The following is an 11,953-nucleotide window of genomic DNA, read 5'->3' on the forward strand; positions in this document are numbered from 1 at the left end:
GCGGTCGTCCCGCACGCGTTCAGCGTTTGTTTATCGCCGTCCGGCATGGTCTTAGTAGGCAGACCGTCGCGTCGGGGGGCAGGCGGTCCGGCCGGGAGCCCACCAGTTAGTCTGCGGCTCCGAACGCCCGTCCGGCGGCCATCGGGGGAGCTTCCGGACGGGTGTTCCTCACTCGTCACCGAACAGAGGAACCCAGGCCCATGAGCGAGCAGAACAAGGACGCGACCGTCACGCCGCGGAACAACGCGATGCCCACGCCGCCTGCCACGGACGAGACCATCACGACTCTCAACAACGCGATGCCCGCGCCGCCGGCGGCCGACGAGACGATCACGACGCTCAACAACGCCATGCCCGCGCCGCCGGCTCTGGACCTGAACCACAAGTAAGCCACCACCCCGGCGGGGGATCGGCCGCGGCGGCGCGGAGGGGGAGCCGTCGCGGCCGAGGTGTGTCCGGGGGGACGCAACCGACCCGTCACCGGCGGCCGTCGTAGCGGGAGATCCTGACGGGTCTCCCGGTACGGCGGCCGCCGCGCGTCACGCGGTCCGCGCGGTGCCCGTGCCCTTCTCCGCGTCCAGCGCGTACACGCACCGGTCCTTGCTGCACGCGTACACCACACCGTCCTTGACCACCGGCGAGCCGGTGATCTCGCCGCCCGTGGCCAGCTTCCAGCGCAGCCGGCCGTCGTCGGCCTTCAGGGTGTAGAGGAGCCGGTCGGTGGAGCCGAAGTGGATGCGGCCCTCGGCCACGGCGGGCGCGCCCACCACGTCACCGCCCGCCTGGAAACGCCACTTGGGCGTGCCGGTCACCGCGTCCAGGGTGTACAGGCCCTTGCCGCTGCCGACGTGGACGTGCCCGGCGGCGACCAGCACCGGTTCCACCGAGGCGCGGGCCTCGGTGGCGATGCGCCAGCGGTCGCGGCCGTCGGCGGCGTCCAGGGCGTAGACCGTGCCGAGGTAGTCGGCGAGGTAGACACCGCCGCCGGTGACGGCGGGGCCCGGGGCGAAGGCCGGCGGGCACAGGAAGACCGCCGGGGCCTCGAAGTGCCAGCGGACCCGGCCGCTCACCGCCTCGACGGCCAGCACCCGGGTGCCGGCGGAGACGTAGACGCAGCCGTCGGACGCCGGGGCCGGACGGACCGGGACACCGCCGCAGGAGGCCGCGTCGCCGATCGGGTACGACCAGCGCTCCTCGCCGGTACGGGCCTCCAGGGCGCGCAGCCGGGCGTCCTGCCAGACGTACACGGTGCCGTCGTGCACGACCGGGCCCGCCTCGGGCGACTCGAAGTCGGTCTGGCAGCCGGTGATCTCCCACAGCTTCCGCCCGGTGGCCGCCTCCCACGCCTGGACGCCGCCGCCGCGGGTGCCGGTGACGACCGTGCCGCGGTCGGCCTTGAGGGAGTACACCCAGGCGTCCGTGGACAGCCGCCACAGATCGGTGCCCTCGCGGGCGTCCAGGGCGAACAGGGTCGGGCCGTCGGAGGCGTGGATACGGCCGTCCGCCACCGCCATCGACCAGGCCACGTCCCGGGTCTTGAAGCGGCGGCGGCCGGTGCCCACGTCCAGGGCGTGCACCTCGAAGGAGGTGACGTAGACCAGGTCGCCGTCGACGGCCGGGGTGCCCCACACGTCGTTCGACATCCGGAACCGCCAGGGCCGCCAGCCGCTCGCCGTCTCCGGGGGCGCCGGCGGCACGGGCGGTACGGCGGGATCGGCGCCGGCCACCCCGGGGCGCGGCCGGGACCAGCTCGCCACCAGGCCGGCCTCGGGCGGAGGTGCCTTGACGGCGGCGGCGCGGGCGTCGGCGACCCGGGGCCCGGGACCGATCGGCACTTGGGCGCCGGCCAGTTGGACCGGGCCGGTGCCGGGCGCGCCGGCCGGGACCGGGACGGGCCGGGAGGGCGGGCCGGGCGCGGAGGCGGGCACGGGCACCGGCGCGGAAGGCGGGCGCGGCGGGTCGTACGGCGGGGGCGGCGGCAGCGTCGGCCGGACGGTGCCGGCCGGGGCGGGCGGTGCGGCGGGGCGGCCGCCGCGCCGGGCCTCGATGAGCGCGACCGCCTTCTCCGGCAGCCAGGCGGAGGCGGTGCCGCTGTCGTCGGAGCCGGAGCCGAACAGGTGCGGGGCGAGCTGGGCCTGGAGGTCGGCCGGGCTGGGCCGGGCGGCGGCCTCCATCTGCATGCACCCCTCGATCAGCGGGCGCAGCTCGTCCGGGAGACCGGTGAGGTCCGGGCCCTCGCGGAGCAGCATGAAGACGGTCTCGACCGGGTTGGCGCCGTGGAAGGGCGGATGGCCGGTGGCCGCGAAGACGAGGGTGGAACCGAGCGAGAAGACGTCGCTGGCGCCGGTGACGCTGCGGGAGTCCTTGGCCTGCTCGGGAGACATGTAGGCGGGGGTGCCGACGGCCACGTTCGTCATCGTCAGCCGGGTGTTGGAGACACCGGAGGCGATACCGAAGTCGATCACCCGCGGGCCGTCCTCGACCACGAGCACGTTCGAGGGCTTCAGATCACGGTGGACCAGCCCCGCGCCGTGGATGGACTGCAGGGCCTCCGCCACGCCCGCGGCGAGCCAGCGCACGGCCGGCGCGGGCAGCGGCCCGCACTCGTTCACTATCTCTTCCAGCGAGGGCGCGGGGACGTAGGCGGTGGCCAGCCAGGGCACGGCGGCGCGCGGATCGGCGTCGACCACGGCCGCGGTGTAGAAACCGGAGACCGCGCGGGCCGCCTCCACCTCGCGGGTGAAGCGGACCCGGAAGAGCTGGTCCTCGGCCAGTTCGGTGCGCACCGTCTTGATCGCCACGCGCCGGCCGGACGCCGAGCGCGCGAGATAGACCAGCCCCATGCCACCGGCCCCCAGCCGGCCCAGCACCTCGAACGGCCCGATCCGCCGCGGATCGTGCTGCGTCAGCTGATCCACCACTTGCCTGCCACCTCCCCGTACGAGCCGCGCCAGCCGCATAGGTACGCGACCGAAGTGCAGCGTCTCACCACCGCACCGCCATGGCGGCACGCCCCCTGATTCTTCCTGGCCGGGCGGCTGGTTGCGAACCCGGCGACGAATCGGGGTGTCTCCTGCCAAAGCGGACGCGTCAGCGCTGGAGCAGCGCGAACGACGCCCCTTGATTGTCGATGACGACGGCCACCCGTCCGTACGACGCCTCGAAGGGCGGCGCCTGCACCCGGCCGCCGAGCCGGCGCACGGTGCCGACGGCGTCCTCCAGGTCCGCGACCCGGAAGTGGACGAGGAAGTGCGGGGGCATCTCGGCGGCGAACACCTCGGCAACGTCCGCGCGGCCGAAGTCGGGCGCGCGGCCGGCGCCGAACAGGGCGTCGCGGAAGAGACTGCCGTAGAAGGCGTTGGCCGCGGCCGTGTTCCGGGTGTACAGCTCGGTCCAGACGAAGGTGCCCGGTGCGTGCCGCCGTTCGAAGCCGCGGTGGGTGCCGGGCTGCCACAGCCCGAACACCGCGCCCTCGGGGTCGGCGGCCAGGGCGGCGGTGCCGAGGTCGCCGACCGGCGACGGCGCCGTGACCAGCCGCCCGCCGGCCGCCTCGATCCGCCGGCCGAGGGCCCCGGCGTCCGGGGTCGCGAAGGAGACCGTCCAGACGGTGGGCATGCGGCCGTCCGTCTTCGGGGCCAGCGAGGCGACGCGGTCCCCGCTCAGCCGGGCCCACACACAGGAGTGGTGCGCCGGCTCGAAGGTCCACCCGAAAAGCTCACCGTAGAACCGCTCGCCCGCCGCCACGTCGGGCAGCTGGGCGTCCACCCAGCACGGGACGCCCTCCCGGTATGCCTCTTCGTTCGCGGATGCCCTGTTTTCGGCCATGCCGCCAAAGTAACCGGGCCGCGCGCACCCCGCAGACCAGGCACACCCTCCCCTGTTCCCCCGCGCACCCCATTTGCAGTCGGCCGAATCGCGCTCTGATCACCCCTCGGTAAGCTGACGACATGACAGGACAAGTGCGTACCGTCGACGGCCGCGTGGCCGGCCGGCGTGGGCAGGCGACCCGGCAGAAGCTGCTCGACTGCCTCAGCGAGATGCTCGGCTCCTCCCCGTACCGGGACGTCAAGGTCATCGATGTCGCCCGGAAGGCGGGCACTTCGCCCGCGACCTTCTACCAGTACTTCCCCGACGTCGAGGGCGCCGTCCTGGAGATCGCCGAGCAGATGGCGGCCGAGGGCGCGGGCCTGGCCGGACTGCTCGAAGGACGCACCTGGACCGGGAAGTCAGGGTGGCAGACCGCACAGGAACTCGTGGACGGTTTCCTGGAGTTCTGGCGTCGCAACGACGCCATCCTGCGGGTGGTCGACCTCGGTGCGGCCGAAGGGGATAAACGGTTCTACAAGATCCGCATGAAGATCCTGAACTCGGTGACCAACTCCCTGACGGACTCCATCACCGAACTCCAGTCCAAGGGCCGCATCGACAAGGACGTGAGCCCGGCCGCGGTGGCCGGCTCCCTGGTCGCGATGCTCGCGGCGGTGGCGGCCCACCAGAAGGGCTTCTCCTCCTGGGGCGTCAAGCAGGCCGAACTCAAGCCGAACCTCGCGCTGTTGATGCACCTGGGCGTGACGGGCAAGAAGCCGTCCAGGTAGCCGGTCCGGCAGCGCGCACTCTCCTTTATCCCCTCCACGTCCTGTCTGCCAGGCGGTGGTCCGTTTCCCGGGCCACCGCCTGCCGTGTGCCGGGGGCCGGTCACGCGGGCAGCGGCCGGTCCCGCACCACGTGCTTCATCACCAGCGTCGACGTCAGCCGCTGCACCCCGGGCAGGGTCGCCAGCCGCTCGTCGTACAGGCGCTGGAAGGCGGCCAGGTCGGCCGTCGCCACCCGGAGCAGATAGTCCGGCTCGCCGAACAGCCGCTGGGCGTCGAGCACATGGCCCAGCTCACCGACCGCCCGCTCGAACTCGGCGACCGTGTCCCGGTCCTCCTGCCGCATGGACACGAAGACCAGCGCCTCGAAGTTCAGCCCGAGCGAGGACGGGTCCACCACCGCGCGATAGCCCTGGATGGCACCGGACCGCTCCAGCTCCCGCAGCCGCCGGTGGCAGGGGGAGACGCTGAGCCGCACCCGGGCGGCCAGCTCGGTCACGGTCAGCCGCCCGTCCTGCTGCAGCTCCGCAAGGATTTTCCGGTCTACGTCGTCCATGGGAAAGATCTTTGCTCACATCCCGCGATCTTGAGCAAACTTCGGAAACACTTTCGGGGTATACGCGCCTAATGTCCCCGGTATGGACTCGGGACTGCTCTTCTCCTTCCTCGCCGTGGACCTGTTGCTGGTGTGCGTGCCGGGCGCCGACTGGGCGTACGTCATCACGACGGCGCTGCGCGGCGCCCCGGTGACGCGCGCGGTGGCGGGCCTGGTCTGCGGCTACGCCCTGCACACCACCCTGGCGACGGCGGGCCTGGCCCTGCTGGTGGCCGGCTCGCCCGCCCTGCTGACGGCCCTGACCGTGGCGGGCGCGGGCTATCTGCTGTGGCTGGGCTGGGGCGTCCTGCGCCACCCGGCGATACCGGCCGCGACCGCGAACCCGACCGGGACTGGGACCGCGACCGGAACCGGGGCCGGGAGCCTGACCGGGACCCCGAGCGCGACCGGGAGCGCCAGCGCGACCGGCCCGGCGGCGGGCGGCGGCGGGCGGCTCTTCCGGCGGGGCTGCGCGATCAGCGGCCTCAACCCCAAGGGCCTGCTCCTCTATCTCTCCGTGCTCCCCCAGTTCCTCACGCTCCACGGCGCCCACCTGCCCGTCCCCGTGCAGACGGCCACGCTGGGCCTGCTGCACATGGCCTGCTGCTCGGCCGTCTACCTCACCGTCGGCGCCCTCGCCCGCGCCCTGCTCGCGGCCCGTCCGGCGGCGGCCCGCGCGGTGACCCGCACCTCCGGCGCGGCGATGCTCGGGATCGGCGCGCTGCTGCTGGTGGAACGGCTGGCGACGCTCTAGGGTTCCCGCACTCCGGGCCCGCCCCGGGGACCGTCCGAGGCTGTCACCCGGGGACCCTCCGAGGCCGTCCGAGGACCGTCCCGGGACCGGCGGTGCGGGGACGGGAGTGAGACGGGGCCCGGCGGTGATACTCGCCCCATGGCACAGAACGATCTCCACGAACTGCTCCGGTCCCTGCGGGTCTGGGACCCCCGGACGACCCGGCTGACGCCCTTCGACCCGGACACCGCGCCCCCCACTCCGCTGACCCTGTTCACGAGCTGGTTCGCGGAGGCGGTGGAGGCGGGCCAGCCGGAGCCGCACACCATGTCGCTGGCCACCGTGGACGAGGAGGGCGAGCCGGACGTACGGATCGTGATGCTGCACGGCGCCGACGCGGACGGCTGGTCCTTCGCCACGCACGCCACCAGCCGCAAGGGCCGCGCGCTGGCCGCCCGGCCGTCCGCGGCCCTCGCCTTCTACTGGCCGGTGCTGGGCCGGCAGGTGAGGATGCGCGGGCCGGTCACGGCGGCGCCGGCCGAGGAGAGCCAGGCGGATCTGCACGCGCGGTCCACGGGCGCGCTGGCCGCGGCGCTGACCGGCCGGCAGAGCGAGGAACTGGCCTCGCCGGAAGAGCTGCGCGAGGCGTCGGAGGCGGCCTGGGAGCGGGCCCGGGAGAACCCGGACGAACCGGCGCCCACCTGGACCCTGTACCGGCTGCGCCCGCAAACCGTGGAGTTCTTCCAGGGCGACCCGCAGCGGCGGCACCTGCGACTGGAGTACCGCAGCACCGGATTCGGCTGGAGCCGGGGTCTGTTGTGGCCGTGAGGGCTGCCGATCCCGTGCCGTGATCAATCCGCAATCAATTCCGGTCTTGACCGAGACCCATCAACGGGGTGGGTGATTACGCTCCCGCTCATGGCCCCCTCCCGTCCGTCCCCCGCGCACCTCCCGCCGGCCCCCGCCGACCGCCCGGTCTACGTCATCGGCGCCGGACCGGGCGGTCTCGCCGTCGCCCACGCGCTGCGGGCCCGGGGCGTACGGGCGGTGGTCCTGGAGAAGTCCGACCGGGTGGGCGCCTCCTGGCGCCGGCACTACGACCGGCTGCACCTGCACACCACCCGGCGGCTGTCCGCGCTGCCGGGCCTGGCCATGCCCCGCAGGTTCGGCCGCTGGGTGTCCCGGGACGACGTGGTGCGCTATCTGGAGAAGTACGCCGAGCACCACGAGCTGGAGATCGTCACCGGCGTGGAGGTGCACCGCGTGGAGCGGGCCCCGGACGGCACCGGGTGGCTGCTGCGCGCCTCCGGCGGACGGGAGCTGACCGGCAGCGCGGTGGTCGTCGCCACCGGCTTCAACCACACCCCGCGGCTGCCCGACTGGCCGGGCCGCGAGGAGTACGGCGGTGAGCTGCGGCACGCCTGCGACTACCGCGACGCCGAGCCGTACCGGGGCCGTGACGTGCTCGTCGTCGGGGCCGGCAACACGGGCGCCGAGATCGCCGTGGACCTGGCGGAGGGCGGGGCCGCGCGGGTACGGCTGGCGGTGCGCACCGCGCCGCACATCCTGCGCCGGTCCACCCTCGGCTGGGCCTCGCAGTACACCGGTGTGCTGGTGCGGCGGCTGCCGGTGTGGCTCGTGGACCGGCTCGCCGGGCCGGTGGGGCGGCTGAGCACCCCGGACCTGTCCGCGCACGGGCTGCCGCGGCCGGACACCGGCCTGTACAGCAGGGTGAAGCAGGGCGCGATCCCGGTCCAGGACGTCGGCCTGATCGACGCCGTGCGCACCGGCCGGGTGGAGATCGTGGCCGCCGTGGCGGGGTTCGAGGACGGTGCGGTGGTCCTCGCCGACGGCGCCCGGATCACACCGGACGCGGTGATCGCGGCGACCGGGTACGTGCGCGCGCTGGAAGGGCTCGTCGGCCATCTCGGCGTGCTGGACGGGCGCGGCAGACCGGTGGCGCACGGCGGCCGTACGCCCGCGCAGGCGCCCGGCCTGTACTTCACCGGGTTCACCAACCCCATCAGCGGCATGCTCCGGGAACTGGCGATCGACGCGGGCAAGATCGCCCGAGCGGCAGCCGGCAGCCGCCGCGGCCGGTAGGCGCACACGGCACACCCGGCGGACGGTGACGGCGCGGAGCCCTCGCGCGCGAGCCGGTGCGCGGTGGTGGCGGAGCCGGTTGGCGGTGGGCGGCGGGGCGGGCCCGTCCGCTTCCGGGGTGGTCGCGGGCGGGCAGGGGGTCAGGACAGGGCGGGCGCCGGGGCCGTCCCCGGGGTGCGGCGTATGACCAGGGACATCAGGGCCGCCGCCGCGCACAGCGTGCCGGCCGCGTACCACACCAGGTCGTAGGAGCCGAAGACGTCCCGCGTGACGCCGCCGAGGTAGGCGACGAGGGCCGCGCCGATCTGGTGGGAGGCGAGCACCCAGCCGAAGACGATGGCGCTGTCCTCGCCGAACTGCTCCCGGCACAGGGCGAGCGTGGGCGGGACGGTGGCCACCCAGTCGAGGCCGTAGAAGACGATGAAGAAGATCATCGGCGGGTGGACGGCCGGGCCGAGCAGCATCGGCAGGAAGAGCAGGGACAGTCCGCGCAGGGCGTAGTAGACCGCGAGCAGGCGGCGCGGTTCGAAGCGGTCGGTGAACCAGCCGGAGGCGATCGTGCCGACGACATCGAACACCCCGATGACCGCGAGCAGCGAGGCCGCCGTCGTCACCGGCATGCCGTGGTCGTGCTCGGCGGGCACGAAGTGGGTCTGGACCAGGCCGTTGGTGGAGGCGCCGCAGATCGCGAAGGTGCCGGCCAGCAGCCAGAAGGTGCCCGTGCGGACGGAGGCCGACAGGACGGCGAGCGTGCGCCGGGCCGCGCCGGTGACCGGGAGCGGCTTGGGCACGAACTCCCCCGTGCCGTACGGCGTCTCGCCCACGTCGGCCGGGTGGTCGCGCAGCAGCAGCCAGACCAGCGGGACCACGGCCAGCGCGGTCAGCGCCACCGTGACGGCGGCGGGCCGCCAGCCGTGGTGGGCGACGAGCCAGGACAGCAGCGGCAGGAAGACGAGCTGGCCGGAGGCGGAGGCGGCGGTGAGGATGCCGCTGACCAGGCCGCGCCGCGTGGTGAACCAGCGGTTGGTGACCGTCGCGGCGAACGCCAGCGCCATGGAACCGGTGCCCAGCCCCACCAGCAGGCCCCAGCACAGCAGCAGTTGCCAGGGCGCCGTCATGCCCACGGTCAGACCGGAGCCGAGCGCGATCACGGTGAGCGCGGCGGCGACCACCCGCCGGATGCCGAAGCGGTCCATCAGCGCGGCGGCGAACGGCGAGGTCAGGCCGTACAGCGCCAGGTTGACCGAGACGGCCGCGCCGACCGTGCCGCGCGACCAGCCGAACTCCTGGTGCAGCGGGTCGACGAGGAGTCCGGGCAGGGAACGGAAGGCAGCCGCGCCGGTGATCGTGACGAAGGTGACGGCGGCGACGAACCAGGCCCGGTGCACACGGCGGCGCCGGGTGGGCGGGGCCTGGACGGAGGCGGCGGCGGGGCTTGTCTGAGTCACCTGTGCAGCCTCCGACGCGCGCGCTCGCGCAGCGAGTGGCCCGAAGGACAGCCTTCGCTAGGATCGGGCCATGACGAACCCTGGGGAGTTCCGTCCGCACCGGGTCGCCGTCCTCGCCATGGACGGGTTGCTGCCCTTCGAACTGGGCATACCGCACCGGATCTTCGGCCGGTCCCGGGACGCGCTGCGGCGGCCCCTGTACGAGGTCGTCACCTGCTCGCTCCGGCCGCCCGGCCCGGTCGTGACGGACGCCGACTTCGCCGTCCACGTGCCGCACGGCCCCGAGACGCTGGCGACGGCCGACACGGTGATCGTCCCGACGTCGTCCGAGACCGGCCCGGTCTACGAGGAGGGCCGGCTCACCGACGAACTCGCCGTCGCCCTCTCCCGCGTCCGCCCCGGCACCCGGCTCGCCTCCATCTGCACCGGCGCCTACGTCCTCGCCGCCGCCGGCCGGCTGGACGGGCGCCCGGCCACCACGCACTGGGCGGAGGCCGGACGCTTCCAGCGGATGTTCCCGAAGGTCGAGGTCAACGCGGACGTGCTGTTCATCGACGACGGTGACGTGCTGACCTCGGCCGGTGTGGCCGCCGGCATCGACCTGTGTCTGCACATGGTCCGCCGCGACTTCGGCACGGCGGTGGCCAACGAGGTCGCCCGGGTCACGGTCGTGCCGCCCCACCGCGACGGCGGCCAGGCGCAGTACGTCCGGCGTCCGGTGCCCGATCCCCAGGTGGCGACGACCGCCACCGCCCGCGCCTGGACGCTGGCCCGGCTGCACGAGCCGGTCCAACTGCGGGACATGGCAGCGCAGGAGGCCATGTCGGTGCGCACCTTCACCCGCCGCTTCCGCGAGGAGGTCGGCATCAGCCCCGGCCAGTGGCTCACCCAGCAACGCGTGGAACGGGCACGGCAGTTGCTGGAGTCCACCGGTCTGTCGATGGACCAGGTGGCCCGGGAGTCCGGCTTCGGCACGGCCCAGTCGATGCGCCAGCACCTGCAGACGGCGCTCGGGGTCACGCCCACCGCCTACCGGCGCACCTTCCGCACCGGCGGCGGCGCCAAGCGGCACGGCGGCACCGGCACCGGCACCGGCACCGGCACGCCCTGCTGACCGGCCGGTGCGTTTCCCGCCCCGCCAGCCGGCCGCCGTCAGCAGCAGGGTCAGCGCCACGCCCGCCAGGATCGCCGTGACCGGCGTGGTGACCGGCAGCAGGGCGCCGGCGGACACCAGGGCCCGGGGCAGGACCTGCCGGGAGACGACATCGCGGTAGCTCATGTCTCGACGGTAGGGACCGGCGCCGACAACCGCCGCCCTGATCTTCCGAGCCTGTGGATAACTTCCGGCCCGGCGGGCCCGAACCGCGCATGACGGCCGCTCAGCGCGCGCACGGTCCGCGCCCCGCCACCCCTTCGCCGCTCATGGCGGTGACCATGACGGCGGCCGGGCCTGCCGGTTGCCGCTGCGCGCCCCGCGTCCGGTGGGCAGGGGGCTGCGGCGGGGCCGGAGCCGGAGGCTCGAAAAGTTGTCCACAGCCTGTGGAGAAAGCGGCGGGCATGACCGCGGCCGGCGGCGTGCCTCCCCCTCCGCCACGCGCCGCCGGCCGGCGCGACCCCCGCCCGGCGCGGGACACCGTCGCCGGGCCCCGCCGCCCCGGCGCGGCGGATCGACGCCACCAGCCTGGTCAGACGCCATCGGCACGTCAACGCCGGCCCCGGCACCGGTGGTGTCACCGTGCTCGCGGCACCCGCGCACGGTCGCACGCCCCCGGCGCACCGCGGCACGGGCCGCTACACGGCTTCGAAGGTGAGCCCCTCGTACGCGGTCAGCCCGCAGCCGAACGCCAGTGCCGCGCCCTGCCGGGGTGGTGAACAGCGGTCCAGTTCGCACCAGATGCTCTTGCCGGCCCCGTCATGGCTCCAGCCCCAGCGGTCGGCCAGGCAGTCCACGAGGGCCAGGCCCCGGCCGCCGGTGGCGTCCCGCCCGGCGCACCGCGGCTCGGGCGCCCGGGGGCAGGCGTCGGCCACCTCCACCCGCACCGTGGCCGACGTGCCGTCACCGGCCGGCGCCCCCGGCAGGCACAGCCGCAGGACGGACGGTCTGCCCGTGTGCACGACGGCGTTGGTCACCAGCTCGGAGACGAGCAGGATCAGGGTCTCGGCCAGCGGCTCGTCGGCCGTTATGCCCGACCCGGCGAGCCGCGAACGGGCCCACCTCCTCGCCCGCCCCACCTCCGCGGGATCGGGCCGGATCTCCAGCTGCACTCGAAGCACCTGCACCGCTCACACCATCCGAACCGGCGGACACATGGCCCCGCGCCGCCCCCGCGCCACGGCGTCGGCCGCGGCGACGATCACGACGAGGGCCACGATCGTAGCCATTTTCTGCATGGCCAGAACAACGGCCAGAGCGAAGGTCACGGTCTGTGACTCCCTTGCGAGACAGCATGGTTGACCCACAGTCACGCCAACAAGCGCTTCG

At 74.3% G+C, this 11,953-nt stretch carries 12 protein-coding genes; 6 read left to right on the forward strand and 6 right to left on the reverse strand.

The genetic code is table 11. The features are described from left to right. The first annotated feature begins 200 nt into the window (after positions 1-200). On the forward strand, positions 201-389 hold the full coding sequence (gene afsS, locus ACZ4SV_RS24145; RefSeq protein ID WP_365872501.1) for a regulatory protein AfsS: 189 nt from the start codon (positions 201-203) through the stop codon (positions 387-389). 150 nt (positions 390-539) lie between these two features. On the opposite strand, the gene afsK is transcribed toward afsS, so the two are convergent. After that, positions 540-2,921 carry a protein serine/threonine kinase AfsK gene (gene afsK, locus ACZ4SV_RS24150; protein WP_468006363.1) on the reverse strand — a complete coding sequence of 794 codons (2,382 nt, stop codon included), beginning with the start codon at positions 2,919-2,921 and terminating at the stop codon, positions 540-542. Between the two features lie 169 nt (positions 2,922-3,090). After that, positions 3,091-3,825 carry an AfsK-binding protein KbpA gene (kbpA, locus tag ACZ4SV_RS24155; RefSeq protein ID WP_468006364.1) on the reverse strand — a complete coding sequence of 245 codons (735 nt, stop codon included), beginning with the start codon at positions 3,823-3,825 and terminating at the stop codon, positions 3,091-3,093. Between the two features lie 122 nt (positions 3,826-3,947). On the opposite strand from kbpA, the gene ACZ4SV_RS24160 reads away from it, so the two are divergent. Continuing rightward, entirely contained in the window at positions 3,948-4,595 is a 648-nt protein-coding gene (locus ACZ4SV_RS24160) for a TetR family transcriptional regulator (protein ID WP_365872495.1), read from the forward strand. Between the two features lie 100 nt (positions 4,596-4,695). Here ACZ4SV_RS24160 and ACZ4SV_RS24165 read toward each other — a convergent pair whose 3' ends face one another. Continuing rightward, a complete protein-coding gene (locus tag ACZ4SV_RS24165; RefSeq protein ID WP_468006365.1) occupies positions 4,696-5,148 on the reverse strand; it encodes an Lrp/AsnC family transcriptional regulator in 453 nt (150 codons plus the stop codon). A gap of 82 nt (positions 5,149-5,230) precedes the next feature. Here ACZ4SV_RS24165 and ACZ4SV_RS24170 point away from each other — a divergent pair, with 82 nt between their 5' ends. The 3 genes from ACZ4SV_RS24170 (at position 5,231) to ACZ4SV_RS24180 (ending at position 8,023) form a co-directional block, all read left to right on the forward strand. Further along, positions 5,231-5,941 (forward strand): LysE family translocator, encoded by a 711-nt coding sequence (locus ACZ4SV_RS24170; protein WP_468006366.1) that lies wholly within the window; start codon positions 5,231-5,233, stop codon positions 5,939-5,941. A gap of 138 nt (positions 5,942-6,079) precedes the next feature. Continuing rightward, positions 6,080-6,748 carry a pyridoxine/pyridoxamine 5'-phosphate oxidase gene (locus tag ACZ4SV_RS24175; RefSeq protein WP_365872489.1) on the forward strand — a complete coding sequence of 223 codons (669 nt, stop codon included), beginning with the start codon at positions 6,080-6,082 and terminating at the stop codon, positions 6,746-6,748. Positions 6,749-6,838: 90 nt separating this feature from the next. Then, the gene (locus ACZ4SV_RS24180; RefSeq protein ID WP_468006367.1) at positions 6,839-8,023 is read left to right on the forward strand and encodes a flavin-containing monooxygenase; all 1,185 of its coding nucleotides are present in this window, start codon (positions 6,839-6,841) and stop codon (positions 8,021-8,023) included. Between the two features lie 140 nt (positions 8,024-8,163). On the opposite strand, the gene ACZ4SV_RS24185 is transcribed toward ACZ4SV_RS24180, so the two are convergent. Further along, positions 8,164-9,471: an MFS transporter gene (locus tag ACZ4SV_RS24185; protein ID WP_397946164.1), complete on the reverse strand. Its 1,308-nt coding sequence runs from the start codon at positions 9,469-9,471 to the stop codon at positions 8,164-8,166. 70 nt (positions 9,472-9,541) lie between these two features. On the opposite strand from ACZ4SV_RS24185, the gene ACZ4SV_RS24190 reads away from it, so the two are divergent. Continuing rightward, positions 9,542-10,585: a GlxA family transcriptional regulator gene (locus ACZ4SV_RS24190; protein ID WP_468006368.1), complete on the forward strand. Its 1,044-nt coding sequence runs from the start codon at positions 9,542-9,544 to the stop codon at positions 10,583-10,585. Positions 10,586-11,262: 677 nt separating this feature from the next. On the opposite strand, the gene ACZ4SV_RS24195 is transcribed toward ACZ4SV_RS24190, so the two are convergent. Together ACZ4SV_RS24195 and ACZ4SV_RS24200 are read right to left on the reverse strand one after the other, a co-directional pair. Next, a complete protein-coding gene (locus ACZ4SV_RS24195; RefSeq protein ID WP_468006626.1) occupies positions 11,263-11,736 on the reverse strand; it encodes an ATP-binding protein in 474 nt (157 codons plus the stop codon). A gap of 18 nt (positions 11,737-11,754) precedes the next feature. Further along, positions 11,755-11,892 (reverse strand): hypothetical protein, encoded by a 138-nt coding sequence (locus ACZ4SV_RS24200; RefSeq protein ID WP_365872481.1) that lies wholly within the window; start codon positions 11,890-11,892, stop codon positions 11,755-11,757. Between the last annotated feature and the right edge of the window lie 61 nt (positions 11,893-11,953).

This window comes from Streptomyces sp. NPDC027672, assembly GCF_055566335.1.

Coding starts and splice junctions, on each gene's coding strand:
- ACZ4SV_RS24170 (WP_468006366.1), top strand. CDS start 5,231: ATGGACTCGGGACTGCTCTTCTCCTTCCTCGCCGTGGACCTGTTGCTG.
- ACZ4SV_RS24190 (WP_468006368.1), top strand. CDS start 9,542: ATGACGAACCCTGGGGAGTTCCGTCCGCACCGGGTCGCCGTCCTCGCC.
- ACZ4SV_RS24175 (WP_365872489.1), top strand. CDS start 6,080: ATGGCACAGAACGATCTCCACGAACTGCTCCGGTCCCTGCGGGTCTGG.
- ACZ4SV_RS24165 (WP_468006365.1), bottom strand. CDS start 5,148: ATGGACGACGTAGACCGGAAAATCCTTGCGGAGCTGCAGCAGGACGGG.
- kbpA (WP_468006364.1), bottom strand. CDS start 3,825: ATGGCCGAAAACAGGGCATCCGCGAACGAAGAGGCATACCGGGAGGGC.
- ACZ4SV_RS24180 (WP_468006367.1), top strand. CDS start 6,839: ATGGCCCCCTCCCGTCCGTCCCCCGCGCACCTCCCGCCGGCCCCCGCC.
- afsS (WP_365872501.1), top strand. CDS start 201: ATGAGCGAGCAGAACAAGGACGCGACCGTCACGCCGCGGAACAACGCG.
- ACZ4SV_RS24160 (WP_365872495.1), top strand. CDS start 3,948: ATGACAGGACAAGTGCGTACCGTCGACGGCCGCGTGGCCGGCCGGCGT.